We start from the raw sequence: 26,590 nt of genomic DNA on the forward strand, positions 1-26,590 counted from the left end.
GACGGCCCATGCGCTGCCCGTTTTGCGGAAACATTGACACCCAGGTAAAAGACAGCCGCCCGGCGGAGGATCATGTATCGATCCGGCGCAGGCGCTTTTGTCCGGCCTGTGGCGGGCGGTTCACCACCTATGAACGTGTGCAATTGCGCGATCTGGTTGTGATTAAATCGACGGGCAAGCGTGAAGATTTTGACCGCGACAAGCTGGAGCGCTCGATCCGTATTTCGATGCAGAAACGCCCCATTGATCCCGAGCGCATCGACCAGATGATCTCCGGCATTGTCCGCCGGTTGGAAAGCATGGGCGAGACGGATATTCAGTCCAAGATGATCGGCGAGATTGTGATGGAGGCGCTGGCCCGGATCGACACTGTCGCTTACGTGCGATTTGCCAGCGTTTACAAGAACTTCCAGGCCGCAGATGACTTTGACAAATTCGTCAGCGAGCTGCGCCCCGACGTCCCACCGGAAGAGTGAGCGACCCCAAACGCTTCATGGCGCTGGCGCTGTCTTTGGGGCGGCGCGGGCAGGGGCGAACCTGGCCCAACCCTGCGGTCGGATGTGTGGTTGTCAAAGAGGGCCGCATCATCGGGCGCGGCTGGACAAAACCCGGTGGGCGGCCGCATGCGGAAACAGAGGCCCTATTTCAAGCCAGAGCCACCGTAAATGGCGCGGATGTTTACGTTACCCTGGAGCCTTGCGCGCATCACGGTGAAACGCCGCCCTGTGCACAAGCCTTGATCGATGCGGGTGTGGCAAAGGTCTATGTTGCGACGCTCGACAGCGATCCGCGTGTGAGCGGCAAGGGCTGCGAGATGCTGCGTGCCGCCGGGATTGAGGTCGAGATCGGCCTGTTGGAAGACGAAGCGCTGGCCGACAATGCCGGGTTTTTTGCGCGTGTCGATTTGGGTCGGCCTTTCGTAACCCTGAAGCTGGCGAGCAGCTTTGATGGTCGGATTGCAACGGCGACCGGCGAAAGCAAGTGGATCACCGGACCAGCAGCCAGGCGATATGTGCATGCGCTTCGGGCACGGCACGATGCGGTGATGGTTGGCGGGGGGACGGCCCGCAAGGATGATCCCAGCCTGACGGTGCGCGATCTGGGGGTTGTGTGGCAACCCGCCCGGGTGGTGGTCAGCCGACGGCTTGACCTGCCTTTGATGAGCAAGCTGGCCCGCACCGCCCAGGACGTGCCCGTTATTTTGTGCCACGGCAAAGATGCTGACCCTGCGCTTGTGCAGACCTGGCGCGACCTGGGGGCTGAACTTCTGCCCTGCGCAGCAAGTGGCAGCCAACTCGACCCGGGTGATGTGCTGCGACAGCTTGGCGGTCACGGGTTGACCCGGCTCTTTTGCGAGGGCGGCAGCGCCTTGGCGGCCAGCCTGATCGAGGCGGATCTGGTGGATGAACTCATCGGTTTTACGGCGGGTCTGGCCATCGGTGCCGAAGGGCTGCCCTCCATTGGCGCGCTCGGGTTGAGCCATTTGCAAAACGCGCCCCGCTACGCGCTGAAAAGCTGTCGGTCTCTTGGCCCTGATACGGTGCAGGTGTGGCGCCGCGCACAGGGTTAAATCACCGGCGCCAAAGATGCGCTTTGCTGGCAAAGAGGCCCTGCAGTTTTGACAACAAACGATTGCGCGCACTGCGCGGTGGCAGGTCGCCTTGCGCCAGCCTGTCCGCGGCGACCTCGACCGGGCAGGGCAGACCGGTTTGCGGGTCGATATAGCGTGGGTAGTCAATGAGTGCTGCGTGGACCAACCCGGCCAGTGTGGGCCTTGCACGGCGGCGCGGCGGGATGTCCCCGAGATCGGTTGTCAGCCCCCAGCCCGCATAGAAGGGTGCGCCCAGCGTGGTCACGGGCAATCCGCGCAGCAGCGCCTCGAAGCCCAGCAGGGAGGTCATGGTCCAGACCTCCTCTACCTGATCCAGCAACGACAACACCTCTGTCTTCTGTGCGACATGATCGGCGAGGTTGGTGGCGTCACAGGCTCCCTTGCGCAGACCTGCCTCCACATCCGGATGGGGTTTGTAGATCAGGATGGCTGCCGGATTGGCCTCCCGGGCGGCTTGCAAAAGCTGTAGGTTGCGCCGGATGGTACTTGTCCCGGTGGTGATTGAGGCGTCATCCTCGACCTGGCCAACGACCAGAATCCGGTGCCCTTCCGGTATCTGCGCGGCCTCGCCGCCCAGATTATATTTGGTCAGGCCCCCGGTAACCAGCTTCCGGATCAACGCCTGCGCCCGCGCCTCCTGATCCGGGCGCAATGTTTCGCGGGTGGCAATCAGATTTTCCAACCGACTGGGGCGCGACGGATCATAGTAGATGCCCAGATCATCCGTGACGAGAGACAGGGGCGGCACCAGTTCCGCGCCGAGCCCGCGGGACCGCAGAAACCCATCCTCCACCCGCACCGCATCCTTGTGGCCAACGTCCGCCTTGCCCGCCCAGACCATCCAGGGCCGTTTGGTTGTGCGCGCTTTGCCGGGGTCATCCTCGAAGGTGACAGGCTTGTGCTGTCCGTAAAATTGCTGCAGCGGCGCGCGTTTCCAAAGGCTCATGCCGGAGGCGACCCAACCTTCATGATCCTCTCGCCAGGCGCGGGTTTGCGCGCTCATGGCTTCCATCACTGTCGAGAGATCGCAAAGCGTATCGTTGCAGGGATCGTACCATTTCGGGTAAAGCATCATGGCCGCTGCAAAAAGTTGTGCACGGGTGAGTTTGCGTTGCCGGCGCTGCACCGGGAATTCATCTTCGGACAGTCCCCAGCCCGCGTAAAAGGGCTGGCCGAAGACCCGTGGTCTGTGCCCGGCAAAGATCGCCTCGAACCCCAGTTGCGAAGAAACCGTGTAAACGCCGACCGCCCCTTCGAAAAGGATCCAGGGGCTGATGGGATCGGCCAGCAGCGAAATGCGATCCGAAAGATCGGCGGTGTCGAAATACCCTTTCCTGAACCCGGCCACGGTTTCCGGGTGGGTCTTGATGATAACCTGCGCGCCGGGGTGCTCTTCCTGCGCCACAAACAGCATTTCGAGAAAGCGATTCCGATCTGCACCACTTGCGGTCACAGATGCGTCGCCGCGGGTCTGATCCAGCACCAGCGCGTAGCCCGGGGGCAGGGCGGGCAGGGCGGAATTGACCGCGCTGAATTTCGTCAGATGCGCCTCCTGCATCCGCGCAATTGCGCCGCGGGCGGTGTTGAGAAGGGCGGTGTCGTCCAAAGGATGCGTGCTGAGCAGATGCTCCAGGTCGGAAACCGTGGCGGGGTCATAATGCACGCCCGCGTGGTCGATCAGCAGCCCAAGAGGCGGCTCGCCCGCGCGTCCGGGGTGCAGGGAGCGTAGCCACGCGTCTTCGACACGCACCAGCCCTGCGTTTTTATGGGCGGCCACCGCTTCGCCGCGATGTGATGTCGGGCTATTGCCCCAGACGCCGACCAGATCATCCGGACCGGGCGCCCCGAGTTTAATGTCATATCCGCTCAACTGCAGAATGCGCCTGATGCGCGTTTGGGTCAGGAAACCGCCGTTGTAAACGTATAGCCGCCGGGCAGTTTCCTGTCCGGCGGCCTTTGGATCATGCGGATGACCCATGTAGTGCGTCAGTTGACGATCTGGTCGACATTGGCAACAGGTCCGACAAGCGATCCGAAGACCGCAGAAACCGCTTTGTTCCACTGGTTGATCGGCGCTTCTGTCACGTAAAGCGTATCGCTGTCGCGAATGACGAAATCGCGGGCCACGAACATGCCATTGGGCTGGGTCAGATCCAGCAGGTAGATCATGCGCTGCGCCCCGATGAGGTCATCCCGGCCCAGCACCTGGGCGGCAACTTCTGGCGGTTCGTTGCGGAAAATGAAAACGCCCGTGGCGTCAGAGGTTGACGACACCAGGCCGCCGACCTGGGCGATGGCCTCCAGCGCGGACAGGTTTTGCGACTGGAAGGGTACGCGTGCCTGCGTGCCGGTCGCGCCAAGCGCTGTGAAGGAGCGGGTGTCTTCTTCGACCAGGATGCGGTCGCCGCCGCGCAGGGCGATGTCAAGGTGGGGATTGTTGTAGAGGTCCTGAAACCAGATGCGGCTGCGCTGACTGCCACGGATCACGGTGATCTGCGCAATTTCGGGCTCAATTGTCACGCCACCCGCACGGGCCAGCATGGTCGAAAGGGTTCTGGTTGGTCGTTCAATGGCGTAAACACCCTGTCCACCCACTGCCCCGGTCAGGGACACGGTGGAGCCGTCACCGGCCTCGCGGCGTACTTCGACCTGCGGATCAGGCGTCTGTTCTTCGAGCTTGGCAGTGATGATACGGCGAATGGCTTCCGGTGAATTGCCCGCCGCACGGATGCGCCCGGCATAGGGGACAAAGATGAACCCGTCCCCATCAACCTGTACACTTTCCAGCAGTGTGGCGTTGCTGGCCTCTCCGGCCAGCAGGCCGTCATCCACGTTTTCCCAGATCGTCAGACCGAGAATATCGCCCGGCTGGATCGTGTCGGACCCGATCTTGGCAGAATTCTGAAAGCTTTCGGAAAATCCTAAGGCCGGCACAACTGCGATGGCGCGCGTGACGCGGTCGTTGACCGCAACGACAAAGGCATCGCCTTCCTTTTGCACGGAGCCCGCAAAGATCTGTTTCTTGTTGGGGCCAACTTGCGGAAGCGTGCACGCCGTCAAGACGGCCAAGGCCGCCGAAATTACGATGGGACGCACCCATCCGAAATCGGAGTTTTTCACTGCGCGGTCTCCTCGACCAATTCGAATTCTGCCTCAGATCGCCGACGTTTTCCCGGCGTATTATTCCTCAAAGTACCGGCTAATCTTTCAAAAATCTACTGTGCGCTTGCGGGTAGGCTATTTCACGACACGAAACTGTTGCGCGATGGTCGCGGTTTTGCGGCGTGGAATCTCGTAGGGGTCGCGTCCCTCGAGCATCAGATCGACCACCTGGCGCAGCAGTTGTATGCGGCCCCGGCTGGCATAAAAGCTACCGGGTAACTGGCTGGTCTCCAACAGGAATTGTCGAAAGTCGCGGTAGGCTTCCATATCACTGCGGGTGGGGTTGGCAAAAAACGCGTCCAGCGGTTGATGCGACACCAATTCGGGTTTGCCATAGACCGCAGCGCCGAACGTCCGCAGTGGAATGCCGCGCCAGAGCACCTGCTGACCGGCGGTGGAATTCACGGTGACAGCGCTACGCGCCTCGGAGAGGATACCCGCCAATTTGCCCCCCCGCAGGTAATGCACGCGATCCGCGATGCCATGCTGCTGGGCAAACCGGCGGATGTCGCGGCGCAGGGGCGCGCGCCCATCCTCCAAAGGGTGCGCCTTGAAAACAAGGTGATGGTGCGCGGGGGCGCCAGCGGCGAATTGCGAGATGATGAGTTCGAGAAACTCCGCCTGGCTGGCAAAGGGCGCGTGCATCTGGAAGGCGCTGTCATGTTCCAATTGCAGCAGTGCCAGATGGTAGGGGAAGCTGCCGCTGCGCAGTCGATATGTGGCAACAATCCGTTCAAGCGCCTGAAACGGCATAAAGAGCAACCGCCTGATATAAAGCGCAAATTCCTGTCGTACGTGCAGGGCGCGGTGAGGTTGAAACTGCTTGTATCGCTGGTTCCAGAACATCACGAACCAATGATAGAGCGCGCCGTAAAAAATATGCTGGCGCATGTCGCCCCAATGGCTTGGCGGCAGTGGCGGGTCAGGGTCAGCCTCTGCACGGGCATCGCGCATGGCGGAAAGCGGCATGTCCATGAGCGCGGAATGCCCGTTTGAACCGCCGAGCTCATAGCTGACCCAATAGGGCCGCAGATACCCTTCCTCAAAGACATGTACGCGGATGTCGCGGGCTTTGGCCTCCGTGACGGCTGAGGCATGCATCCACCGTGTGTCGCCATAAAGCACAAGGTCGGTCACCCCCTTGTCGGCAAGATGTTTTTGCAGAAAAGGCAGCCAGTCTTCTTGCGGTGCACGGTAGGGCAAATAGCTCTGCCGTCCGGGCCAGAACGCCCTGTCGCCCGCGTTGAAGCCGATGCGCCAGACCTTGGCACCCGCCTGGCGCAATTGCTTGCCCAACTGATAAAAGAACGGACCGTGCGGGCCTTGCAGAAACAGGAAAACGCGGGAAGATGCGATGGTATCTGAAGTCAACGATTGCGCCTCAATCAACGAATAGCTTCACTTCCACCAAGTATACCCGGCATTTGTATGGCAGTTTATGCCCGTTCCGGCAAGGCAGGGGGTCTTGTCAGGGCAAGGTCGCGCCGCTAGGTCAGGGTCAGAACCGCAGGAGAGGCTGGCCATGTTCACGGGTATTATCACCGATATCGGGACCATCACGTCACTGGTGCAGGAAGGTGATCTGCGCGCGCGCATCCAGACGCATTACAATACACAAAGCATCGATATGGGCGCCTCCATCGCCTCAGATGGCGTGTGCCTGACGGTCGTCGATCTGGGGCCCGACTGGTACGAAGTGCAGATCAGCGCCGAAACCGTTGAGAAAACCAACATTGGGCGAAACAACTGGGTGGTCGGTAAACGCGTTAATCTGGAGCGGGCGCTTAGGGTCGGCGACGAATTGGGGGGGCATATCGTGTCGGGGCACGTGGATGGCGTCGCAGAAGTCGTCGCCATCAAAGATGAAGGTGACAGCACCCGGGTGACGCTGCGCGCGCCTGATGCATTGGCGCGGTTCATTGCGCCCAAGGGATCGGTGGCGCTGAATGGTACGTCGCTGACGGTCAATGATGTCTCCGGCACGGATTTCGGTATCAATTTCATCCCCCATACGAAAACCGCCACTACGTGGGGGGAGGTGGCCTTGGGCGATCTGGTCAATCTGGAGATCGATACGCTGGCGCGTTACGTCGCGCGACTGGCGGAAATGCCTGCCGCCTGAACGCGCGGCGCGTCTGGTCAAGGGGCAGCGGCTGGGCTAAGAGCCAGCAAGGTTGAAGGAAAGGCACGCGCGCCATGAGTTTTGAAACGCCCGGACCGGTTGAGAAAGATCTGCGCAGCAGCATCGCACCCATCGAAGACATCATCGAAGATGCCCGGCAGGGGCGGATGTTCATTCTGGTGGATCATGAGGATCGCGAGAACGAAGGCGATCTGGTGATCCCTGCGCAATTTGCCGATGCCGCGGCCATCAATTTTATGGCGATGCACGGCCGCGGCTTGATCTGCATGCCGCTGACAGCGGAGCGGATCGACACTCTGGGCCTGCCGATGATGGCGGTGAACAACTCCTCGCGGCATGAGACCGCCTTCACCGTATCGATCGAGGCGCGTGAAGGGGTGAGCACCGGTATTTCCGCCGCAGATCGGGCATTGACGGTTGCGGTGGCAATTGATGACGACAACGGCCAGGCCGACATTGCAACACCCGGCCATGTGTTTCCCCTGCGCGCGCGACGCGGCGGCGTTCTGGTGCGCGCGGGCCATACCGAGGCCGCCGTCGACATCAGCCGCTTGGCGGGGCTGCACCCCTCCGGTGTGATCTGCGAGATCATGAAACCCGATGGCGAAATGGCGCGTCTGCCCGATCTGGTAGACTTTGCCGCAGAGCATGGGCTCAAGATCGGCACGATCAGCGACCTGATCGCCTACCGTCTGAAACATGACAACCTCTTGCGGTTGCGCGATGAACGCGAGGTGACCTCGGCCTATGGGGGCGCCTGGCACATGCGGGTGTTTGCCGATGAAATCACCGGCACCGACCACGTGATGCTGTCGAAGGGAGATATTTCGTCTGACGCGCCGGTTCTGGTCCGCACCCATGCGCTGAACGCGTTGGAAGACATCCTGGGTCTCGGGCCGAGCCCTGCGGATGAGTTGCCCCGCGCGATGGAGATCATTGCCGAGGAAGGGCGGGGTGCCGTTTTGCTCTTTCGGGAGCCGCATCCGAAACTGCGCCTTGATGGGGATGAGGATGATGGCCCGCGCACCATCAAACGCACGGGCGTCGGCGCGCAGATCATGTCCACCATGGGGCTGAGCGAGCTTATTCTGCTGACCGACAGCCCGCAGACCAAATACCTCGGGCTTGATGCCTACAACCTGTCCATCGTGGGCACGCGCCCCATCACCAAGGAGTAGACCATGGCCGCCAATGAACAGCACTATGTCCTGCCGCGCCCGGCGTTCGACAAACCGGTGAAAATCCTGATCGTCGTCGCGCCTTACTACAAGGACATCGCCGACAATCTGGTGGCCGGGGCCAAGGCCGAGATTGAGGCCGCGGGCGGCACCTGGGATCTGGTCGAGATGCCCGGGGCGCTGGAAGTGCCGACAGCCATCGGTATTTCCGACCGACGCAGCAATTTCGACGGGTACGTGGCCCTGGGATGTGTGATCCGGGGCGAGACCACGCATTATGAAACGGTGTGCAATGACAGCAGCCGCGCCTTGCAATTGCTGGGCCTTCAGGGGCTGTGCATCGGCAATGGTATCCTGACGGTTGAGACCCGCGAACAGGCTGAGGTGCGTGCTGACGTCAAAGGTCAGAACAAAGGCGGTGGGGCCGCGGCGGCGGCCTTGCATCTGGTGGCGATGGCTCGTAAGTGGGCGTCCCAATCCAAGGGCATCGGGTTCAAGCCAGCAGGCCAGGAGATTCTGATCGCCGGTTCAAAAGATGGATCCACAACCTCATGACATCGCTTCACGGCAACCTTTCCGGCAATCAGCGCCGCAAAATGAAATCGGCGGCACGGCTTTATGCGGTGCAGGCGCTGTTTCAGATGGAGCATTCCGCGCAGACCGTGGAAGCGGTGCGTGCTGAGTTTCTCGATCACCGTTTTGGCGCCACCTACGACGGTGAGGAAATGCTCGATGGCGACATTGAGCTTTTTGAAACGGTGGTCGAGGAGGCCGTGAATTATCAGGCCCCGATTGACCAGATGACCGATCGTGCATTGGTGGCCAAATGGCCGCTGGGTCGGATCGATCCCACATTACGTGCGCTCTTTCGCGCCGCTGGTGCCGAATTGAACGGCAAAGAGACCCCACCGAAGGTGGTGATCACAGAATACGTCGATGTGGCCCGCGCGTTCTTCCCCGACGGAAAAGAGCCGCAATTTGTCAACGCCGTGCTGGATCACATGGCGCGCGAAATCCAGCCCGAGGCATTCTGAAGCATTTGCTTACCGCGGATCGGGTGTTAGGTTCTCGATGGTGAATGGTAAGATTGGATCGGTCATGCCCCGTGTCATGCGTCTCTACATCATCAGTGGGCTCACCGGATTTGGTGTCGCAGCAGTTTTCGTTGCGATGATCATCGCCTTTAACGTGGCCAACCTGCGCCACCTCATTTTCACCTCGGATATTGGTGTCATGGCGACGATCGCGTTCTGGATTCTGAACGGAATCGTGTTTTCAGGGGTTCAGTTTGCCTATGCCGTCACACAGCTCGCGAAGCGAACAGATTGACGCTGCGTAACAGCCATTGATGCACGCGTCGATGCGGTCATATTCTTTCGTTTAATCTTGATTTATGTCGCATTGACCTCTGGACATTTGGCTCAGAAATGCCATCTTAAGATCAAAGGAGAGCAAAATGTCCGAATTCATCCTTAGAATATTCAGAAATCTGTTTGCTCAGCCGCAGCAAGAAACACTGCTGATCCCAGTGCGCGTAGAAGAAAAGCGCAAGCTGTATACGCGCCGCTAAGCCGCGCATCTGCCGAGTATTGAACGTTTTGAAAGCGGGTCGGTGTGACGGGCCCGCTGCAGCCGTCTTGGTATTTATTCCCGAGGACCTGTATATACAGGTGGGCGCCAGGTAACCAGGCCAGGGCCAGGACAGAGCCAGCTCCCTCGGATTTGCTTAAGGCCACTGGAATGTAACCAGTCACGCGAAGAGCAGCACCCGTCACCCACCCCACTTAAGTTCACCACCTGACCTCGGCAAGGGGCAAAACGACGACAGCGGATGATTATCCTTGCACGATGTTCATGATATGTTCATATTTGCGACATGTCACATGATGATCTGCAGAATTTCCAACCGGGCCAGCTGTTGGCGCGTGGCGCGGCACGTCTGCTGACAAGTTATGGGTTTGTCAGTGTTGAAGAGCTGATCCCCTCCCGCGGCCTGCGGGTGGACCTGATGGGCCTGGGGCCCAAAGGCGAGGTCTGGATCATCGAATGCAAATCGAGCCGCGCGGATTATCAGTCCGATCACAAATGGCAGGGGTATCTGGACTGGTGCGACAGGTTTTTCTGGGCGGTTGACGCGCGTTTTCCAACCGACCTTTTGCCCGATGAGACCGGGTTGATCATCGGCGACGCCTATGGTGCGGAAATCATCCGCATGGGGCCGGAAGACAAACTGCCCGCGCCGCGGCGCAAATCCATGGTGCAGAAAGTGGCGGTGACCGCAGCGCGGCGCCTGCAGGTTTTGCGCGATCCGGAGGCGGGCGCGGATAGGGGTTAGCGGCGGCCGGGTTTCATCGCGCGGGCACGGTTGGCTGCGGCAGAGATCTCTTCGGCGATTTCATCTGCGTCATCAGGTGAAAAATCCATCGGGATTTCAGCGCCACCCGCTTCGACATAGATCCGCACCATACCCTTGTCCGTCGGGCCAATTTGAAGATTTGCCTCAATGTCGCTTTCGGTATCGATGCCCATGTCTGCTCTCCTCAGGTAAGTGCAGGCATCGCTAGCGTGCGTGACCTTGAAACACAAGCCGGCATGCGCTTTTGTGGCCGGATGGATCACATCAAGATACGCAATTTCACCTCGGCCGACTGGGATTGGCTGGTGACACAGCATGGCACGCTCTATGCAAAATCCGAAGGGTTCGATGACAGTTTCGGCAGTCTGGTGGCGGAGATTTTGGATGATTTCATCGCTGGGCATGACCCAAGTGTCGAAGCCGGTTGGATCGCGGAGGAGAACGGCCAGCGGCTGGGGTCGATTTTCTGCGTCCGGCTGACCGAAACGACGGCAAAACTGCGCTTGTTTCTGTTGGTGCCGGAAGCGCGCGGCAAGGGGCTGGGCAAGCGACTTTTACAGACCTGTATGAGCTTTGCGAAGGATCGCGGCTACGCTGACATGCAGCTTTGGACCCATGAAAGCCACGCGGCGGCCTGCGCGCTTTACAAATCGACCGGGTGGCAGATGATCGGCAGCAAACCGGTGCATTCATTTGGCCAGAATCTGGTGGAACAGAGCTGGACCTATCGCTTCTAAGCCCCTTGCAATCTGCAGGTCGGGCGGATAAATCGAGCGTAGTGCCGCCTTAGCTCAGTAGGTTAGAGCGCCTGATTGTGGATCAGGAGGTCCCCCGTTCGAGCCGGGGAGGTGGTACCACTCAAAAACGCATTAGTCGGTCGGATTGATGGCAATGCTTTGCCGCAGCTGGCCGGTGACCCTGTCAAAGATCAGGATTTCATCCGCATCCGTCGTGATTGCAAACCAATCTGGCCCTTGGGTGAAGGAAACGGGCCGCGCGTCTCCGGGCAGGGTGATCTCGGAGGGCAATGTCGGCGGGCGATCATTGAAGCGGATGACAATCAGCGCGATGATCAGTAGAAGACCGCCAATCATCGTTGCGGTCAGCACCGTCACCAATCGTCTCAGAAAGCGCAGGTTTGCGGGTTCTGCCACCTCTTCTTCGGGCTTCATTTCGGAATTACGCATGCCGCACCGCCAAATCCACTTCATCATCGACGAAACACCGCCGCAGCGTCTTGATAAGGCGCTTGCGCGGGATGTGCCAGCGGAGGCTGCATTGTCGCGCACCCGTCTGGGCCGTCTGATCGCGGATGGTGCCGTGTCTGTGGCGGGGGATGTGGTCACCGACCCCAAGGCGCGCGTGCAGGCGGGGGCAGCGGTGGTGATTGAGGTCGAAGAGGCGCAAGAGAGCCATATTCTGCCTGAAGACATCCCCTTGGACGTCGTTTTTGAAGATGATGACCTGATCGTGGTGAACAAGCCCGCAGGGATGGTGGTGCATCCCGCACCGGGAACGCCTTCGGGCACGCTGGTCAATGCGCTTTTGGCGCATTGCGGCGATGATCTGTCGGGGGTGGGCGGCCTGAAACGCCCCGGCATCGTGCACAGGATCGACAAGGAGACCTCCGGCCTGCTGGTTGTGGCTAAATCCGACGCGGCCCATCATGGGCTGGCCGCGCAATTCGAAGCCCATACGGTGGAGCGATACTACCGCGCACTGGTATTCGGGGTGCCGGATGGCAACGATCCTCGGTTGCGGGGGATTAAAGGGGCAAGCTTCGAGGCTGGGAACATCTTGAAGATCACCACTCAATTGGCGCGTCACAAGACGGATCGCCAACGACAGGCGGTTCTGTTTCACGGTGGGCGCCACGCGGTGACCCGTGCGCGTACGGTTGAAAGCTATGGGACGCCGCCGGTACTCGCGCTCATGGAGTGTTGGCTGGAAACCGGACGCACCCATCAAATCCGGGTGCATATGGCGCATGCCGGTCATGGTCTGGTCGGCGATCCGACCTACGGTGGAAAGCGCAAACTGGCGGCAAAAGCCCTTTCGAATAGTGCCCATGAGGCCATTCGCTCATTTGCGCGCCAGGCATTGCACGCCGCGGTTTTGGGGTTTGACCATCCCATCAGCGGCGAAAAAATGCGGTTTGAAGCGCCTCTGCCCGAAGATATGGCGGCGCTACTGCGCAATTTGCGGAGCGTTTTGACATAAACAGCAAGCCTGCGTGAGCGCACTGACATGTGAGATGTTAACGCTGGCGCTTTGTGTCAGTCTTTCTTTAATCGATGCATTGTAATGATTGCGTTAACATTTCCGCGGTCTGCGACTTGAACTGATCGGTTCAGACCCCATATTCATGTTAAGCCCTTAAACATTGGGAGGTGCTCATGGCGAATTATGCGAATCTACCGGCTCCAACACCGGAAGGCGGCCTGAACCGCTATATGCAGGAAATCCGGAAGTTTCCGCTCTTGGAACCCGAAGAGGAATACATGCTTGCAAAAGCATGGGTCGAGAAGGAAGACACCGCAGCGGCGCATCGGATGGTGACGTCACACCTGCGTCTGGCCGCCAAGATCGCCATGGGATACCGTGGCTATGGCCTGCCGCAGGCTGAGGTGATTTCCGAAGCAAACGTCGGCCTCATGCAGGCTGTGAAGCGGTTTGACCCAGAAAAAGGCTTCCGCCTTGCAACTTATGCGATGTGGTGGATCCGCGCGTCGATCCAGGAATATATCCTGCGCAGCTGGAGCCTGGTGAAGCTTGGCACGACCTCCGGTCAAAAAAAGCTGTTCTTCAACCTGCGTAAGGCCAAAAACCGCATTGGCGCGCTTGAAGAAGGCGACCTGCGCCCTGAGAATGTCGCTCGTATCGCGACCGATCTTGGCGTGACCGAAGACGAGGTGATCTCCATGAACCGGCGTATGTCCGGTGGGGATGCATCGCTGAACGCCACCGTAGGCTCCGAAGGCGAAGGGGCCATGCAGTGGCAGGACTGGTTGGAAGATGAAGATGCCGACCAGGCTGGCGATTATGAGACGCGTAACGAGCTTGAGGCGCGTCGTGAGTTGCTTTCCGAGGCAATGTCGGTGCTGAATGACCGCGAAAAGGACATTCTGACCCAACGCCGCCTGTCTGACAAAACCGTCACGCTGGAAGATCTGAGCACGGAATACGATGTGAGCCGCGAACGCATTCGCCAGATCGAAGTGCGCGCTTTCGAGAAGCTGCAAAAGAAAATGCGTGATCTGGCCAAGGAAAAAGGCATGTTGGCCACAGCCTGAGCCAATGCCCTTTCATCATCAACCCGCCGACGCAAGTCCGCCGGGTTTTTTTACGCCCGCGAAATTGTCTTTCAATGAAAGCGCACTGCAGGGCAAAGGAGCATAGTCTTACGGCGTCGTTTCTCATCGACCCAGCAGTGATCCTTGGCGTTCCGCTAGGGGCATTTTATGCCAGCACAACCTCTAGCGTGGATCGAAACTGGAAAATAAGGTATCGTGATCTGGGGTCATTTTACCCCTGTTTACAATGGTTGAGCCTTGCCGGTGGCGTTTTAGGCCACGGGCAGTGACCTTGATAGGCTGTGGCACCGCCCTTTGCGTTCAGCGGGTCGCAGCGCTTTTGGGATACGTCTCAACCCACAGACGACGTTATTTGAAAGATCGAATTTGGAGAAGATCATGAAAATTGCCCCGATTATTGCCGTTGCCATGGTCGCGTTAATCGCTGCCTATGCGGCCTCGCTCGGATTTGGCAGCCTGTCATTCGAAGACAACCTCGCGGAACGCGTGGCCAGTCACTTGCTGGCCCTGACGTTCTTTGCGCTTCTGATCGAACGGGCGGTGGAGGTCATCGTCAACAACAAGTTCATGGCGCGTGAGCTTAGCGAAAACGCCGCAGTTGTGCGCCTGCAGCGCAAATGCAGCATCCTGCAATCCGCCCTCGATCTGGAGGTGCAACAGCCCGTCCCGGTGATGACCGATCAGAATGCACTGACGACAGCCAATGAGGCGAAGAATGAAAACATTCACTCTTTGAGGACCCAGATCCGCGAAGCGAAACTGGCAAAAATCGCCGCTGATCAAAACGCCATGCCGGATCGCGAAAAAACATCGACGGAGAAGGCCGCTTTTGCCGCAACAACCGCCACGATCCTGGGGGGATTGGTTGCCCTGACGGGCACAACCGTCCTGGCGGAATTCGTCAAGGTGCCGCAGGAAGCCAGCGGCGCGCATTTCCTGGGGATCTTCAACCAACTGCAGTGCTTTGTGGCTGTTGATATCCTCTTCACCGCGCTGATCCTTGCAGGCGGCTCCGAGGGTATCCATCAGATCGTCAAAGGGTTTTTGTCAGCCAAGGATGAGTTTTCGCTGCAAACCTGCGCGGTCTCCCGGCCTCAGTCCTCCATCGCTTCCAACTCGTCGATGAAGCCGGAGATCATCGACAGGCCCTTGTCCCAGAACGCGGGATCCGAGGCATCCAGACCGAAGGGGGCCAGGAGTTCCTTGTGGTGCTTGGAGCCACCGGCCTTGAGCATGTCGAAATATTTCTCTTCGAAGCCCTCGTCACCTTCGGCGTAGACCGCATAGAGCGCATTCACCAGCCCGTCGCCGAAGGCATAGGCGTAGACGTAGAAGGGCGAATGCACGAAATGCGGGATATAGGCCCAGAAGGTCTCGTACCCCTCCATGAACTCGAAGGCAGGCCCAAGGCTTTCGGCCTGCACCGACATCCACAGCGCATTGATGTCTTCGGGGGTCAACTCGCCCCCACGGCGCGCGGCGTGCAGCTTGCACTCGAAATCGTAGAACGCGATCTGGCGCACCACGGTATTGATCATATCCTCGACCTTGCCCGCCAGCATCACTTTGCGTTGGGCAGGGTCCTTGGCACCATCGAGCATTTTGCGGAAGGTCAGCATCTCCCCAAAAACCGACGCCGTTTCGGCGAGGGTCAGCGGGGTGGAGGACAGCATCTCACCCTGTTCGGCGGCCAGCACCTGGTGCACACCGTGGCCCAATTCATGGGCCAGCGTCATCACGTCGCGCGGTTTGCCGAGGTAGTTCAGCATCACGTAAGGGTGCACGTTTGTCACGGTCGGATGGGCGAAGGCACCGGGCGCCTTGCCCGGTTTGACGGCGGCATCGATCCAGCCCTTGCGGAAAAACGGCTCCGCGATCTGGCCCATGCGCGGATCAAAGGCGTTATAGGCATCCATCACCGTTTTTTCAGCCTGATCCCAATTGACGATGCGATTGTCTTCCATCGGCAGCGGCGCATTCCGGTCCCAGACCTGCATCTTGTCGAGGCCCAGCCACTTGCGTTTAAGCTCATAGTACCGGTGGCTGAGCTTGGGGTAGGCCTCCACAACCGCATTGCGCAGCGCCTCGACGACCTCGGGTTCCACCTGGTTGCTCAGATGGCGGCCCAGTTGCGCCGTCTCCATCCCGCGCCACCGGTCAATGATCTCCTTTTCCTTGGCCTGCGTGTTGTGCACCCGCGCAAAGGTCTTGATGTTCTCGGCAAAGACCTCTGCCAACTCGCGCGCGGCGGCCTCGCGCTTGGGGCGTTCGGGATCGGTCAGCAGGTTCAGCGTGCCTTCGATGTTCAGCGCCTCGCCCTCCACCTCGAAGTCCAGACCGGCGATGGTTTCATCAAAAAGCCGTTCCCAAGCGTCGCCGACCACGCCGAGATCATGCAGGAATTTTTCCAGCTCATCGCTGAGCTGATAGGGCTTCATGGCGCGCACCTTGTCGAAAACAGGTTTGTAGCGCGCCAGATCGGCGTTCTGGGCATAGAGCCCGTCCAGGTGATCATCAGCCAGCCGGTTGATCTCCAGAGTGAAAAACACCAGCGGGGTGGTGAAATTGGTGATCTTCTCCTGCAGGTCGGACATGAATTTTGCCCGGTCGGCATCCGTGGTCAGTTGGTAATAGCGCAGGCCCGCAAAGGACATGATGCGTCCCGCGACCTGATTGATTTTTTCATTGCGCAACACGCAGTCCAGAAACCCGGGCGCATCCAGTTCCGCCAGTTTACCCTCGTAGTCGGCGGCAAAGCTGGCGCAGGCCTGCTCAAGCCAATCCAGATCGCGCTTTAGCTCCGGCGCATCCTCGCCGGTATAGAGATCATCCAAGTTCCACTCGGGCAGGTCACCCAACGGGCTGGCCGCCCCTGCTGCATTGGCGTCGCGGACAGGGAAGGGAAGTTGGAACATCAAAGACCTCATATGTGTTTCGCTATACCTAAGGCGCACGTCAGCAAGGGACAAGCCGGGTGCTGCGGGTTAGCCTTTCGAAAAGCGGAATAATGCAGCAGGATTGTCCACCAGAATGCGTTGGCGGGTGGCGTCATCGGGGATCACACGATCAAGCGCGTTCAGCATCTCCGCGGCCTGTGGCATGTCGGCACCGGCCAGCATCAGGTGCGGCCAGTCCGACCCCCAGAGGCACCGTTCCGGGTTGGCCGCGATCAGGGCCGCGACCAGCGGGTCGGCTGCATCATAGGGGGCGGGGCACATGCGATAAAGCGCGGAGAGTTTCACCCAGGCCTTGCCCTCGGCCAAAAGCGCGCAAAGCGTCTGGAACCCCTCGGACTGCGCGGTCAACGCCCCCTTGGGCCACCCGATGTGATCAAAGACGACATCAACATTCAGGCCGCGCACATCCGCCGCCAGCTCCGCCATATGGTCATCCGAATGGCACAGCATCTGAATGTGGAGGCCGCGTTCCGCCAGCGCAGGCGCCATCGCCTTGGCCCCCTCCCAAGTGAGCACGCCACCATGCACGTAGTTCAGGCGCATCGCACAGATGTTCCATTCGACGAACTGATCCATCTGTTGCTCTGACGCGCCATCCGGCAAGAGACCGACACCACGGAACCCCGTGCCCATCCGGCGCACAGCCTCCACGGTGACGCTGTTGTCGGTGCCATAGAGGATCGAATGCACGATCACACCGCGCGAAAACCCCAGCGTTTTCAATTGGGTGCGAAACTTCTCCAACCAACCCTCAAGGGTGGGTCCGGGGGCAGGGTTTTCCGCGCGCCCCTCCCAAAGCGGGAATTCACCTGCCCCCGCCACAAGATGCACATGCGCATCACAGGCCCCGGGGGGCGCCAGTTTCAGCGGCGCTTGCGGTGCGGGTGGCATTCCGGCGTCAGGCTTATCCATAAATTCTCAGCATGTCGTTCAAATCGTCCAATGTGTTGGCCTCCTGCAGCGGCTTGTCCTGCCGCCAGCGCGACATACGCGGAAAGCGCAGGGCGACGCCAGATTTATGGCGCGGGCTGGCCTGAATACCCTCGAAGGCGATTTCAAAGACATGATGTGGCGTCACTTGCCGCACCGGGCCAAAGCGCTGCAGCGTGTTCTTGCGCACCCATTTGGTGATCTCGCGAAATTCCGCATCCGTCAGGCCGGAATAGGCCTTGGTGAAAGGCACCAGATCGTTGCCGTTCCAGACCGCAAAGGTGAAATCCGTGAAGAGGTTGGCGCGCCGCCCGTGCCCCGCCTGCGCATAGATCATCACCGCGTCGATGGTCAGCGGATCAAGCTTCCATTTCCACCAGTCGCCCTTCTTGCGGCCCACTAGATAGGGGCTGTCGGTGCGTTTCAGCATGATCCCTTCGGCATTCTCGTCCCGCGCAACGCTGCGCAACTCGGCCAGATCGTCCCAACTCTCGAAATCCAGTTGCGGAGAAAGCCGGATGGGCGCGTCGGGGGGCAGCGCCGCGCAGGCGGTTTCCAGCAGGTGGCGGCGCTCACTAAATGGGGTCTGGCGCAGATCATGCCCCTGCCATTCCAGAAGGTCGTAGGCGTGCAGGACCACCGGCGCCTCTGACAACAGCTTTTTCGGCACGGTCTTGCGCCCGATCCGTTTTTGTAAGGCATTGAAGCTGTCGGGCTGGTCGGAGGCGGCTTGCCAGACCAGCAACTCGCCATCCAGCACCGTGCCGGGGGGCAGAAAATCTACCGCGCGGGCCAGTTCCGGGAAGCGATCCGTCATCAACTCTTCGCCCCGTGACCAGACGAAGTGCGCCCCGTCCCGCAGGATCAGCTGGCCGCGAATGCCGTCCCACTTCCATTCTGCCCGCCAGTCGTGGGTGTCGCCCAGAGCGTCAGGCGTGTCCTCCAGCGCGTAGGCGAGGTAAAACGGATAGGGCCGCGAGGCATCTGCTGAGGCGTCTTCGGCCTCGATCAGCGCCTCCCATGTGGTGTCATCGGGGTGCCAATTGCCCATCAGCCGATGCGCCAGTTCCGCTTCGGGCTTCTCCGTGGCCCGTGCCAGCGCGCGGGTCATCAGTTTTTGGCTGACGCCCATGCGGAACCCTCCGGTGATCAGCTTGTTGAACACAAATCTCTCGATGCCGCCCAATTCTGCCCAAGCCTCTAGAACAAAGGCCTTGCGCGCGTCTTCCTCAACCGCTGACAGGTCGCGCAGCGCGTTGATCCATTGCGACAGGCTCCGGTCACTTGATGTCTCGTTCGCGGGTAGGACAAGTGCAATGGTTTCGGCGAGGTCACCGACAATCGGATAGCTTTCCTCAAAGAGCCAGAGCGGGATGTCCGCCGCCTCCGACGCCCATTCGCGCAGTTTGGTGGTGGTCACCGCGCGTTTTGGACGACGGCCTGAAAAGAGCGCCATGGTCCACATCCGGTCCTCATGCGGCGCGGTTTGGAAATAGGCGGCCAGCGCGGTCACCTTCACGGTGGTCTTCGTGCTCTGATCGATGGCGCTGAAGAGCTGGGCAAACCGTTTCATTCCGGGCCCTCTGTGTCGAGGTTTTCGCCTTCAAACTCGGTGGGCACCACTTGCGCGTTCCATCCATTCTCCGTCAGGTAGCGGGCGAAAACATCGGTATAGCCGTGGGTGACATAGATGTTCTCGGCCTCTGTCGCTTTGATTGCGTCGAGCAACCCGCTCCAATCCGCATGATCCGAGATCACAAACCCCCGGTCGCCCGCGCGCCGCCGCCTGACACCGCGCAACTGCATCCAGCCGCTGGCAAAGGCGCTTTCCTGCGGGCCGAATTTGCGCGCCCAGGCGCTGCCCAGAGCCGAAGGCGGGGCCAGCACCAGCGCGCCTTTCTGCGCTTTGGGGTCCGTTTCCGCGGTGACCGGCACCGTTGCGGGCAACGCCAGTCCTTGCGCGCGCAGAACGGTATTTGTGGCCTCTACCGCACCATGGGTCAGGATCGGCCCGATCTCCGGGTTCAGCATCGTCAACAGGCGCTGCGCCTTGCCCAGAGCATAGGCGCCCAGAAAAGCGGTTTTGCCAGCCGCAGCGCAGGCGGCCCACCAGGCGTTAAGGTCCTCAGCGACCCGGGCTTGCGGCTGCCAGCGAAAGACCGGCAGGCCAAAGGTGGATTCGGTGATGAAGTGGTGACATTTCTGCGGCTCGAAGGCTTCCGACAGCCCGTCGTTTTCGGTTTTGTAATCGCCAGAGGCCACCCAGACCTCGCCGCCGACCGCGACCCGGATTTGCGCCGACCCCGGCACATGCCCCGCGGGATGAAAAGATACCGTCGCCTCCCCGATCTGCAGGACCTCGCCAAATGAAACCCCCTGGGCATCGATCTCTCCCAATCGGTGCCGCATCACCGGCAGGGTGGCATGCGTCGCGAGATAGCTGCCGTGCCCGCCCCGCGCGTGATCTGCATGGCCATGGGTGATCAGTGCCCGGTCCACTGGACGCCAGGGGTCGATGTAGAAATCGCCAGCGGCGCAATAGATGCCGCGGTCGGTGAAAGTCAGGGCGGGGCTGGTCTTCATACCGGCCAACTTAGCGGGCTCAGCCCGTTTGCCCAGAGCCTAGCCGTGGCCGCCGCTGCGAAAGAGATCTGCCATCATGTCAAACAGCGGATTTGCGACCGCATCGCTTTCCATCAGGACCTCATGCTCGCCGTTTTCCACCAGTTCCAGACGTCCGCGCGCCCAGGACGCCATGCGGCGGTGGATTGAAGGGACATCGACAATGCGTTCGTTGGTGCCCAGGAAGGTCACGCAGGGCAGGTTTGGGGCGGGACGGCTGGCCAGATGTCTGGTTTCCAACAGCGCCTCGCGCAGCCAGACAAAGCTGGGACCGCCAAGCGCCAGCTCAGGATGGGTTTCGAGTTGCTTGCGCATCATCTCGAACTGGTCCCGGTCGCGGGTCAGCAGATTGTCGTCAAACCCCTCCGTCAACACGTGGTGTTCGATCTGGGTGCCCGGGGGCAGGCGGTGCCCCTGACCGACGCGGGGCATCAAATGGCTCAGCGCCCAGGCCATCGGGCGCAGATGCGGCGCCAGATAAATACCCCACATCGGGGCCGAAAAGGCCGTCGCCTGAACCGAAAGCCCTTCCATCACGGCCCGCAGGCCGATGGCCCCGCCCATCGAATGCGCCAAGAGAAAGAAAGGGCGCGGCATGTCCAGCTCCCGAGCGGTGCGCACCATGGCATCCACGTCTTTCTGATAATCGGTAAAATGGCCGACATGACCGATCAGCGGATTGTCCAGGAGGCGATCCGCCAGCCCCTGTCCGCGCCAATCGATCGCCATGCTGGCCAATCCGCGCGTCGCGAAGGACGCCGCACAGCGATCATATTTTTCGATAAATTCGGTGCGACCGGGGAACATCAGCACCGTGCCCTTGGCCGCCTCCGGTCGCCAGTGGCCAACCCGGATGCGTATGTCATCCGACGTGGTCACCCAATGCGCGGCCCCGCCCGCCGCGCCATAGGCAATCTCGCTCAGAAAGGGGGCGGGGGTCAGGGCCATCAGGCGAGCGCGGAGGCCAGCTGCATCGCCATGCCCATGTCACCGTCAACGCTGAGCTTGCCGGACATGAAGGCGCTGGTCGGGTTCGTGTCCCCCGACAGGATCGATTGGAAGGTATCCGCGTCAGAGGTCAGCGTCACATCCGCCGGTTCATCCGCCGCGCGCGCGCCGGTGCTGTCCATCATCACGCTGCCCTCGCCGGAGATCACGAATTTGGCCGTTCCGCCGAAATCCGCACCCGCCAGTTTTTCGTTCAGAACTGTTACAGCTTGGTTCACAATATCGCTCATCATCAGGCCCTTTTGCCAATCTGCGTGTCTGGGGTCTGGAATTGCCCTGCACGCCTGTTACATTCACATGTGTTATGGCTATGAAACCGGTTATCCTCAAACGTATCGTTACGGCACTTGTCGCCTTGTTGCTCTATGTTGCGCCATTGCATGCACAACAGACCGAAGCGGAATTATTGCAGCAATTGCAACAGGCCCCCGAATCGGAAGCAAAGCGTCTGGATCGGGAGTTGAAGCTGTTGTGGGGTCGATCTGGATCTGCGGCCATGGATTTACTGCTTACCCGCGGGCGCGATGCCATGGAAGCAGAAGATAATTCAAAAGCCATTGATCATTTTACGGCGCTGACGGATCACGCGCCCGATTTCGCCGAGGGCTGGCACGCCCGTGCGACGGCCTATTACAAGGCCGGGCTTTACGGCCCGGCGCTGGATGATCTGGAGCGTGCGCTGGCATTGAACCCGAACAATTACCATGCGATCTTCGGCCTTGGGGTCATGCTGCAGGAATTTGGGGATTTTGAGCGCGCGGCTGAAGCCTTTGATCAGGTTCTGGCCTTGAACCCGCACCACGAGAACGCCAAGTCGGCGATGCAACAGCTCAAACGGAGCGGGATCGGCCGCACTCTCTGACCCCCAGACATGCAAGGACAGCGCCGTGACAGGTGAAACCCGGGTTGTGGCCGTTCTAGGCCCAACCAACACAGGCAAGACCACCTATGCCATCGAACGCATGCTGGGCCACAAGAGCGGTGTGATCGGATTGCCGCTGCGTCTGCTGGCACGCGAAGTTTATGACCGCGTTGTTGCAGCGCGCGGACCCTCCGTTGTCGCCCTGGTCACCGGTGAAGAGCGGATTGTGCCACCGCGCACGCAATACTGGATCTGCACGGTCGAGGCGATGCCCGAGGGCATGGGCTGTGATTTTCTCGCCGTGGATGAAATCCAGCTCTGCGCCGATCCGGAACGCGGGCATGTCTTTACCGACCGGTTGTTGCGGGCCAGAGGGCTGCATGAGACGCTTTTCCTGGGGGCGGACACAATGCGCGGCCCGATCCGGGCGTTGGTGCCAAATGCACAGTTCGTGCAACGCGAACGGATGTCGACACTGACCTATACGGGTCCGAAAAAGATAAGCCGGATGCGCCCCCGCAGCGCCATCGTCGGCTTTTCGGTTGAGAATGTATATGCGATTGCCGAGCTCATCCGCCGGCAGAAGGGTGGTGCTGCGGTGGTCATGGGGGCGCTGTCGCCGCGGACGCGGAACGCACAGGTCGAAATGTATCAGAACGGAGAGGTCGATTTTCTGGTGGCAACCGATGCCATCGGGATGGGGCTGAACCTTGACGTCGATCACGTCGCGTTTTCCAGCCTGACCAAATTCGATGGGCGCCGGATGCGTCCTCTCGCGCCCAATGAACTAGCGCAGATCGCCGGACGCGCCGGGCGCGGCATGAAGAACGGCACCTTCGGCGTGACCGGAGAGGCATCGCCGCTGGAGGAGGGTGTCGCAGAGGCGATCATGGACCATCGCTTCACCCCACAAAAAAAGCTCAACTGGCGCAATCATGCGCTCCAGTTCGGCACCATCGACCGTCTGATCCAGACCTTGGAGGCGGCGCCCGACGACGAAATTCTGGTAAAAGCGCGCGAGGCCGATGATCTGGGGGCTCTCAAGGCCTTGGCGCAGATCACCGAGGTTGCGGCGCGGTGCAGCGATGGGCCTTCGGTTAAACTGCTATGGGATGTGTGCCGGATCCCTGACTTTCGCGGCATCAGCCACGCGGAACACGCGGGCCTTCTGGAGGCGATATTCACCTATCTGCACGAACGCGGCCAGATCCCGGACGATTGGCTGGCGCAACAAATCAACAGAATTGATCGAACCGATGGCGACATTGATGCGTTGTCCAAGAGATTGGCGTTTATCCGCACATGGACTTATGTCGCGCAGCGCAAAGGCTGGACGATTGACGAAAGTCATTGGCGCGAGCAGGCGCGTTCTGTAGAAGACCGATTGTCAGATGCGCTGCACGAGCGTTTGACCCAAAGATTTGTAGACCGGCGCACATCCGTGCTCTTGCGCCGGCTCGGCCAGAAGGAAGCCATGGTGGCAGAAGTATCGAATACCGGCGAAGTAACCGTCGAAGGCGAATTTGTGGGACGACTGGAAGGGTTCCGGTTTTCCCAGGACAAGGGCGCCGGCGGCGCGGAGGCGAAAACCATCAAGACGGCGGCGCTGCAGGCGTTGGCGCCGCAATTCCATTTGCGCGCGGATCGGTTCTATAACGCCCCGGACACGGAGATCGATTTCACCGAGCAGGGCGGCCTGATCTGGGGCAAGGACGCTGTTGGCAAGCTGGTCGCAGGTGCGGATGCGCTCAAGCCGCAGGTTGAGGTTTTTGTCGATGACGTGGCGGGGCCAGAGGTGGCGCAGAAGGTGCAACGCCGTTTGCAGCATTTCATCGACCGCAAGATCGCGGCGCTGTTTGAGCCGCTGCTGAACCTTGGTCGCGATGAAACGCTGGCCGGGCTGGCGCGTGGGTTTGCCTTCCAGATGGTTGAGGGCCTCGGTGTTTTGCCGCGCGCCGCTGTTGCCGATGATGTGAAAGCGCTGGATCAGGACGCACGTGGCGCCTTGCGCAAGCACGGCATTCGGTTTGGTCAGTTCACGATCTTCATGCCGCTTTTGCTGAAGCCCGCCCCGACGCGGCTGCGTCTGGTGTTGTGGTCCCTGTCGCAAGGGGTTCAGGACTTCCCCGAAGCCCCCCCTCCGGGCTTGGTGACGATCCCAGCGGATACCGCTGCGCCTGCAGGGGCGGATACGATGTCGGGCTACCGGATTGCCGGGGAGCGCGCGATCCGTATCGATATGCTGGAGCGGTTGGCGGATATGCTGCGCTCGGAGAATTCGCGTGCCGGGTTTGAGGCGACGGCAGACATGCTGTCGATCACGGGCATGACGCTGGAGCAGTTCGCTGATCTCATGCAGGGTCTTGGCTACAAGGCCGAGAAAGGCGAGCGGGCCAAGGTCAAGGCCGTCGATCCTGCTGTCGCAGAAAAGGCAAAAGCGCCCGATGAGGCTGTGATGTCTGAAGAGGGGGAGACTGCAAGCGAAACGCCTGACGCCGCCGAAGTCGAGCAAGAGACCGCGCCAGCGGAGACGGCACCAGAGGCGGCGGACGACGCTGCATCTGGCGAAGATTCGACAGCAGCCGCGACGGACACTGCGCCTGAGACAGAGGTTTTCTATACCTTCACCTGGGGCCGCGCGGCACGTCCGGCAGGTCACGCCAACAAACGCGGGTCTGCGGATCGCCCGCAGGGCAAGGGCAAAGGCAAACCCGGCGGCAAGGGCAAGCGCGGCGGGCCGCGCAGCGACAAGGGGCAGGGCGGCCAGAAGTTTTCGGCCCGTCCACCAAAACCGGAAAAGAAGATCGATCCGGACAATCCTTTCGCGGCAGCACTTATGGGGCTCAAGGACACTAAATAATTGGCTGAAAAACTCCGGTTGGACAAATGGTTGTGGCACGCACGGTTCTTCAAGACCCGGTCGCTTGCCGCAACCCGCGTCGCTGCCGGGGACGTGCGCGTCAATGGCGTTCATACGCAAAAACGCAGCCAGATGGTGGGGCCGGAGGACGTTCTGACCTTTGCGCAGGGCGATCATATTCGCGTGATCAGGATCGACGCAATCGGCACGCGGCGCGGTCCGGCGCCGGAAGCCCAGGAGCTTTATACGGATTTGTCCCCGCCGGAGGCAAAATCCAAGGATAGCGACCCGAAAAACCCTGCCTATGAGGGAAAAGGTCGTCCAACGAAGCGCAATCGTCGCATCCTTGATCTTTCTAAGGCACGCTCTCTTGAATGATCCCTTTGGCTCATTTAGCTACCATATGATCTTGGGGAAAAAGAGGGTCCGATGACCTATATCGTGAACGACAGCTGCATTGCCTGCAAATACACCGACTGCGTCGAAGTATGTCCGGTGGATTGTTTCTACGAGGGCGAGAACATGCTGGTCATTCACCCCGATGAATGCATCGACTGTGGCGTATGCGAACCTGAATGTCCCGCCGATGCGATCCGCCCGGATACCGAACCGGACATGGAAAAATGGGTGGAATTCAACCGCAAGTATTCCGAGATGTGGCCGGTGATCATCACCAAGAAAGACCCCCTGCCTGACGCGGAAGAGCGGGATGGCGAATCCGGTAAGCTGGAGAAGTATTTTTCCGAAGCACCGGGTGAGGGCGGCTAGGTCAATCTGGCTGATTCGAACCGGTCCCCGCGCAGAACTCTCCGGTTAAGGCACTCATTTTTCCCGATTTTTCGCAAGTTGACGCAGCGTGCGCTTTTTTGCGGTGCATTTTTGTGTTATACTTCTGTCACAAAGTAATAATGGACGAGCTAATTGCCCTGCCTCGAAGAGGGGGCAGGCACCGGAAAATCGACTTACTCACACTCAGGGGCGCGGCTGCGAGGCCACCGCTTGGTGTGATTTTGACTGTCGAAAGTTTCGATTTGCACGCCTGTTTTCTAAGGAACACTGAATGACCAAATCGAAGAAACTTGATTTCCGCCCGAACGAATTTGTCGTCTACCCAGCGCATGGCGTGGGTCAGATTCTGTCGATCGAGGAGCAGGAAGTGGCCGGTATTTCGCTGGAGCTTTTTGTGATTTCCTTTGAGAAGGACAAGATGACACTGCGGGTGCCGACGCATAAGGCGACGGAGATCGGGATGCGGGCGCTGAGCTCGCCGGATGTGATCACCCATGCGATGCGGACGCTCAAGGGCAAGGCCAAGGTGAAGCGCGCCATGTGGTCACGCCGGGCACAGGAATATGAGCAAAAGATCAACTCGGGCGATCTGATCGCGATTGCGGAAGTGGTGCGTGATTTGCACCGCACCGACGATCAGCGCGAACAAAGCTATTCTGAACGCCAGCTGTATGAGGCCGCACTTGAACGGTTGACCCGGGAGGTTGCGGCAGTGAGCGGTGGCGATGAGCTTGCCGCGGCCAAGCAGGTGGGTGACGTGCTGGAAAGCCGCGTCGCGGCCTGATCCGATATCAAGG

Annotated in this window: 27 protein-coding genes and 1 tRNA gene; 17 read left to right on the top strand and 11 right to left on the bottom strand. The window is 60.1% G+C overall.

The genetic code is table 11. The annotated features are described in order from the left end of the window. Nucleotides 1-8 precede the first annotated feature (8 nt). Both nrdR and ribD read left to right on the top strand, forming a co-directional pair. Nucleotides 9-476, top strand: coding sequence for a transcriptional regulator NrdR (nrdR, locus tag Q1A63_RS05415; RefSeq protein WP_298970122.1), 468 nt, complete (start codon nt 9-11; stop codon nt 474-476). A gap of 17 nt (nt 477-493) precedes the next feature. Then, nucleotides 494-1,570, top strand: coding sequence for a bifunctional diaminohydroxyphosphoribosylaminopyrimidine deaminase/5-amino-6-(5-phosphoribosylamino)uracil reductase RibD (gene ribD, locus Q1A63_RS05420; RefSeq protein ID WP_298970493.1), 1,077 nt, complete (start codon nt 494-496; stop codon nt 1,568-1,570). Between the two features lies 1 nt (nt 1,571). Here the strand turns inward: ribD and Q1A63_RS05425 are convergent, their stop codons facing one another. The 3 genes from Q1A63_RS05425 to Q1A63_RS05435 form a co-directional block, all read right to left on the bottom strand. Beyond that, nucleotides 1,572-3,590, bottom strand: coding sequence for a capsular polysaccharide biosynthesis protein (locus Q1A63_RS05425; RefSeq protein WP_298970120.1), 2,019 nt, complete (start codon nt 3,588-3,590; stop codon nt 1,572-1,574). 8 nt (nt 3,591-3,598) lie between these two features. Next, complete coding sequence (locus Q1A63_RS05430; RefSeq protein WP_298970118.1) at nt 3,599-4,732, bottom strand: polysaccharide biosynthesis/export family protein; 1,134 nt, start codon at nt 4,730-4,732, stop codon at nt 3,599-3,601. Between the two features lie 117 nt (nt 4,733-4,849). Next, nucleotides 4,850-6,145: a capsular biosynthesis protein gene (locus tag Q1A63_RS05435; RefSeq protein WP_298970116.1), complete on the bottom strand. Its 1,296-nt coding sequence runs from the start codon at nt 6,143-6,145 to the stop codon at nt 4,850-4,852. Between the two features lie 151 nt (nt 6,146-6,296). Between Q1A63_RS05435 and Q1A63_RS05440 the strand changes: the two genes are divergently transcribed. The 6 genes from Q1A63_RS05440 to Q1A63_RS05465 all read left to right on the top strand — a co-directional run bounded on the left by Q1A63_RS05440 (nt 6,297) and on the right by Q1A63_RS05465 (nt 10,430). Next, the gene (locus tag Q1A63_RS05440; RefSeq protein WP_298970114.1) at nt 6,297-6,896 is read left to right on the top strand and encodes a riboflavin synthase; all 600 of its coding nucleotides are present in this window, start codon (nt 6,297-6,299) and stop codon (nt 6,894-6,896) included. 74 nt (nt 6,897-6,970) lie between these two features. Further along, nucleotides 6,971-8,095 carry a 3,4-dihydroxy-2-butanone-4-phosphate synthase gene (ribB, locus tag Q1A63_RS05445; protein WP_298970112.1) on the top strand — a complete coding sequence of 375 codons (1,125 nt, stop codon included), beginning with the start codon at nt 6,971-6,973 and terminating at the stop codon, nt 8,093-8,095. Nucleotides 8,096-8,098: 3 nt separating this feature from the next. Next, the gene (locus Q1A63_RS05450) at nt 8,099-8,650 is read left to right on the top strand and encodes a 6,7-dimethyl-8-ribityllumazine synthase (RefSeq protein WP_299630977.1); all 552 of its coding nucleotides are present in this window, start codon (nt 8,099-8,101) and stop codon (nt 8,648-8,650) included. Continuing rightward, a complete protein-coding gene (gene nusB / locus Q1A63_RS05455) occupies nt 8,647-9,129 on the top strand; it encodes a transcription antitermination factor NusB (RefSeq protein WP_299630978.1) in 483 nt (160 codons plus the stop codon). The genes Q1A63_RS05450 and nusB overlap by 4 nt, the downstream gene beginning before the upstream one ends. 40 nt (nt 9,130-9,169) lie before the next feature. Continuing rightward, complete coding sequence (locus tag Q1A63_RS05460) at nt 9,170-9,424, top strand: hypothetical protein (RefSeq protein ID WP_299630979.1); 255 nt, start codon at nt 9,170-9,172, stop codon at nt 9,422-9,424. 547 nt (nt 9,425-9,971) lie between these two features. Then, nucleotides 9,972-10,430: an MmcB family DNA repair protein gene (locus Q1A63_RS05465; RefSeq protein ID WP_299630980.1), complete on the top strand. Its 459-nt coding sequence runs from the start codon at nt 9,972-9,974 to the stop codon at nt 10,428-10,430. On the opposite strand, the gene Q1A63_RS05470 is transcribed toward Q1A63_RS05465, so the two are convergent. After that, nucleotides 10,427-10,624 carry a DUF6324 family protein gene (locus Q1A63_RS05470; RefSeq protein WP_298970106.1) on the bottom strand — a complete coding sequence of 66 codons (198 nt, stop codon included), beginning with the start codon at nt 10,622-10,624 and terminating at the stop codon, nt 10,427-10,429. The two genes, Q1A63_RS05465 and Q1A63_RS05470, sit on opposite strands and share 4 nt — an antisense overlap. Before the next feature lie 81 nt (nt 10,625-10,705). On the opposite strand from Q1A63_RS05470, the gene Q1A63_RS05475 reads away from it, so the two are divergent. Beyond that, nucleotides 10,706-11,188: a GNAT family N-acetyltransferase gene (locus Q1A63_RS05475; protein WP_299630981.1), complete on the top strand. Its 483-nt coding sequence runs from the start codon at nt 10,706-10,708 to the stop codon at nt 11,186-11,188. A gap of 43 nt (nt 11,189-11,231) precedes the next feature. Beyond that, nucleotides 11,232-11,308: transfer RNA gene (locus tag Q1A63_RS05480), tRNA-His, on the top strand. Between the two features lie 12 nt (nt 11,309-11,320). Here Q1A63_RS05480 and Q1A63_RS05485 read toward each other — a convergent pair. Continuing rightward, nucleotides 11,321-11,638, bottom strand: coding sequence for a DUF6476 family protein (locus Q1A63_RS05485; RefSeq protein ID WP_299403689.1), 318 nt, complete (start codon nt 11,636-11,638; stop codon nt 11,321-11,323). Here Q1A63_RS05485 and Q1A63_RS05490 point away from each other — a divergent pair. Continuing rightward, nucleotides 11,637-12,671 (top strand): RluA family pseudouridine synthase, encoded by a 1,035-nt coding sequence (locus tag Q1A63_RS05490; RefSeq protein ID WP_299630982.1) that lies wholly within the window; start codon nt 11,637-11,639, stop codon nt 12,669-12,671. The two genes, Q1A63_RS05485 and Q1A63_RS05490, sit on opposite strands and share 2 nt — an antisense overlap. Nucleotides 12,672-12,847: 176 nt before the next feature. Then, nucleotides 12,848-13,744, top strand: a complete 897-nt coding sequence (gene rpoH / locus Q1A63_RS05495; RefSeq protein WP_299630983.1) for an RNA polymerase sigma factor RpoH — start codon at nt 12,848-12,850, stop codon at nt 13,742-13,744. Nucleotides 13,745-14,859: 1,115 nt separating this feature from the next. On the opposite strand, the gene Q1A63_RS05500 is transcribed toward rpoH, so the two are convergent. The 6 genes from Q1A63_RS05500 to Q1A63_RS05525 all read right to left on the bottom strand — a co-directional run bounded on the left by Q1A63_RS05500 (nt 14,860) and on the right by Q1A63_RS05525 (nt 21,512). After that, nucleotides 14,860-16,680, bottom strand: coding sequence for a M3 family oligoendopeptidase (locus Q1A63_RS05500; protein WP_298970094.1), 1,821 nt, complete (start codon nt 16,678-16,680; stop codon nt 14,860-14,862). A 69-nt stretch (nt 16,681-16,749) separates the two neighbouring features. Then, nucleotides 16,750-17,634, bottom strand: a complete 885-nt coding sequence (locus Q1A63_RS05505; RefSeq protein WP_298970093.1) for an amidohydrolase family protein — start codon at nt 17,632-17,634, stop codon at nt 16,750-16,752. Further along, nucleotides 17,627-19,225, bottom strand: coding sequence for an ATP-dependent DNA ligase (locus Q1A63_RS05510; RefSeq protein WP_298970091.1), 1,599 nt, complete (start codon nt 19,223-19,225; stop codon nt 17,627-17,629). Before Q1A63_RS05510 ends, Q1A63_RS05505 begins: the two co-directional genes overlap by 8 nt. Continuing rightward, nucleotides 19,222-20,235, bottom strand: a complete 1,014-nt coding sequence (locus tag Q1A63_RS05515) for a ligase-associated DNA damage response exonuclease (protein ID WP_298970089.1) — start codon at nt 20,233-20,235, stop codon at nt 19,222-19,224. Before Q1A63_RS05515 ends, Q1A63_RS05510 begins: the two co-directional genes overlap by 4 nt. Nucleotides 20,236-20,274: 39 nt before the next feature. Then, nucleotides 20,275-21,222, bottom strand: coding sequence for an alpha/beta hydrolase (locus tag Q1A63_RS05520; protein ID WP_298970087.1), 948 nt, complete (start codon nt 21,220-21,222; stop codon nt 20,275-20,277). After that, a complete protein-coding gene (locus tag Q1A63_RS05525) occupies nt 21,222-21,512 on the bottom strand; it encodes an SCP2 sterol-binding domain-containing protein (protein ID WP_298970491.1) in 291 nt (96 codons plus the stop codon). The genes Q1A63_RS05520 and Q1A63_RS05525 overlap by 1 nt, the downstream gene beginning before the upstream one ends. A gap of 74 nt (nt 21,513-21,586) precedes the next feature. Here Q1A63_RS05525 and Q1A63_RS05530 point away from each other — a divergent pair, with 74 nt between their 5' ends. From Q1A63_RS05530 to Q1A63_RS05550, 5 genes are all read left to right on the top strand, one after another. After that, nucleotides 21,587-22,144 carry a tetratricopeptide repeat protein gene (locus Q1A63_RS05530; protein WP_298970085.1) on the top strand — a complete coding sequence of 186 codons (558 nt, stop codon included), beginning with the start codon at nt 21,587-21,589 and terminating at the stop codon, nt 22,142-22,144. A gap of 25 nt (nt 22,145-22,169) precedes the next feature. After that, on the top strand, nt 22,170-25,004 hold the full coding sequence (locus Q1A63_RS05535; protein WP_298970084.1) for a helicase-related protein: 2,835 nt from the start codon (nt 22,170-22,172) through the stop codon (nt 25,002-25,004). Continuing rightward, entirely contained in the window at nt 25,005-25,382 is a 378-nt protein-coding gene (locus tag Q1A63_RS05540; RefSeq protein WP_298970082.1) for an RNA-binding S4 domain-containing protein, read from the top strand. A gap of 51 nt (nt 25,383-25,433) precedes the next feature. Beyond that, nucleotides 25,434-25,772 carry a ferredoxin FdxA gene (fdxA, locus tag Q1A63_RS05545; protein ID WP_298970081.1) on the top strand — a complete coding sequence of 113 codons (339 nt, stop codon included), beginning with the start codon at nt 25,434-25,436 and terminating at the stop codon, nt 25,770-25,772. 292 nt (nt 25,773-26,064) lie between these two features. Further along, a complete protein-coding gene (locus Q1A63_RS05550; protein WP_298970080.1) occupies nt 26,065-26,577 on the top strand; it encodes a CarD family transcriptional regulator in 513 nt (170 codons plus the stop codon). Nucleotides 26,578-26,590: the final 13 nt, after the last annotated feature.

Origin of the sequence: uncultured Roseobacter sp., from assembly GCF_947499265.1 — a bacterium.
Taxonomy (GTDB): Bacteria; Pseudomonadota; Alphaproteobacteria; order Rhodobacterales; family Rhodobacteraceae; genus Roseobacter.

Excerpts from the sequence above, each read along its gene's own strand:
- nrdR (WP_298970122.1), top strand. The coding sequence starts at position 9 with ATGCGCTGCCCGTTTTGCGGAAACATTGACACCCAGGTAAAAGACAGC.
- ribD (WP_298970493.1), top strand. The coding sequence starts at position 494 with ATGGCGCTGGCGCTGTCTTTGGGGCGGCGCGGGCAGGGGCGAACCTGG.
- Q1A63_RS05425 (WP_298970120.1), bottom strand. The coding sequence starts at position 3,590 with ATGGGTCATCCGCATGATCCAAAGGCCGCCGGACAGGAAACTGCCCGG.
- Q1A63_RS05440 (WP_298970114.1), top strand. The coding sequence starts at position 6,297 with ATGTTCACGGGTATTATCACCGATATCGGGACCATCACGTCACTGGTG.
- ribB (WP_298970112.1), top strand. The coding sequence starts at position 6,971 with ATGAGTTTTGAAACGCCCGGACCGGTTGAGAAAGATCTGCGCAGCAGC.
- Q1A63_RS05450 (WP_299630977.1), top strand. The coding sequence starts at position 8,099 with ATGGCCGCCAATGAACAGCACTATGTCCTGCCGCGCCCGGCGTTCGAC.
- nusB (WP_299630978.1), top strand. The coding sequence starts at position 8,647 with ATGACATCGCTTCACGGCAACCTTTCCGGCAATCAGCGCCGCAAAATG.
- Q1A63_RS05465 (WP_299630980.1), top strand. The coding sequence starts at position 9,972 with ATGTCACATGATGATCTGCAGAATTTCCAACCGGGCCAGCTGTTGGCG.
- Q1A63_RS05470 (WP_298970106.1), bottom strand. The coding sequence starts at position 10,624 with ATGGGCATCGATACCGAAAGCGACATTGAGGCAAATCTTCAAATTGGC.
- Q1A63_RS05475 (WP_299630981.1), top strand. The coding sequence starts at position 10,706 with ATGGATCACATCAAGATACGCAATTTCACCTCGGCCGACTGGGATTGG.
- Q1A63_RS05490 (WP_299630982.1), top strand. The coding sequence starts at position 11,637 with ATGCCGCACCGCCAAATCCACTTCATCATCGACGAAACACCGCCGCAG.
- Q1A63_RS05485 (WP_299403689.1), bottom strand. The coding sequence starts at position 11,638 with ATGCGTAATTCCGAAATGAAGCCCGAAGAAGAGGTGGCAGAACCCGCA.
- rpoH (WP_299630983.1), top strand. The coding sequence starts at position 12,848 with ATGGCGAATTATGCGAATCTACCGGCTCCAACACCGGAAGGCGGCCTG.
- Q1A63_RS05500 (WP_298970094.1), bottom strand. The coding sequence starts at position 16,680 with ATGTTCCAACTTCCCTTCCCTGTCCGCGACGCCAATGCAGCAGGGGCG.
- Q1A63_RS05505 (WP_298970093.1), bottom strand. The coding sequence starts at position 17,634 with ATGGATAAGCCTGACGCCGGAATGCCACCCGCACCGCAAGCGCCGCTG.
- Q1A63_RS05510 (WP_298970091.1), bottom strand. The coding sequence starts at position 19,225 with ATGAAACGGTTTGCCCAGCTCTTCAGCGCCATCGATCAGAGCACGAAG.
- Q1A63_RS05515 (WP_298970089.1), bottom strand. The coding sequence starts at position 20,235 with ATGAAGACCAGCCCCGCCCTGACTTTCACCGACCGCGGCATCTATTGC.
- Q1A63_RS05520 (WP_298970087.1), bottom strand. The coding sequence starts at position 21,222 with ATGGCCCTGACCCCCGCCCCCTTTCTGAGCGAGATTGCCTATGGCGCG.
- Q1A63_RS05525 (WP_298970491.1), bottom strand. The coding sequence starts at position 21,512 with ATGAGCGATATTGTGAACCAAGCTGTAACAGTTCTGAACGAAAAACTG.
- Q1A63_RS05530 (WP_298970085.1), top strand. The coding sequence starts at position 21,587 with ATGGCTATGAAACCGGTTATCCTCAAACGTATCGTTACGGCACTTGTC.
- fdxA (WP_298970081.1), top strand. The coding sequence starts at position 25,434 with ATGACCTATATCGTGAACGACAGCTGCATTGCCTGCAAATACACCGAC.
- Q1A63_RS05550 (WP_298970080.1), top strand. The coding sequence starts at position 26,065 with ATGACCAAATCGAAGAAACTTGATTTCCGCCCGAACGAATTTGTCGTC.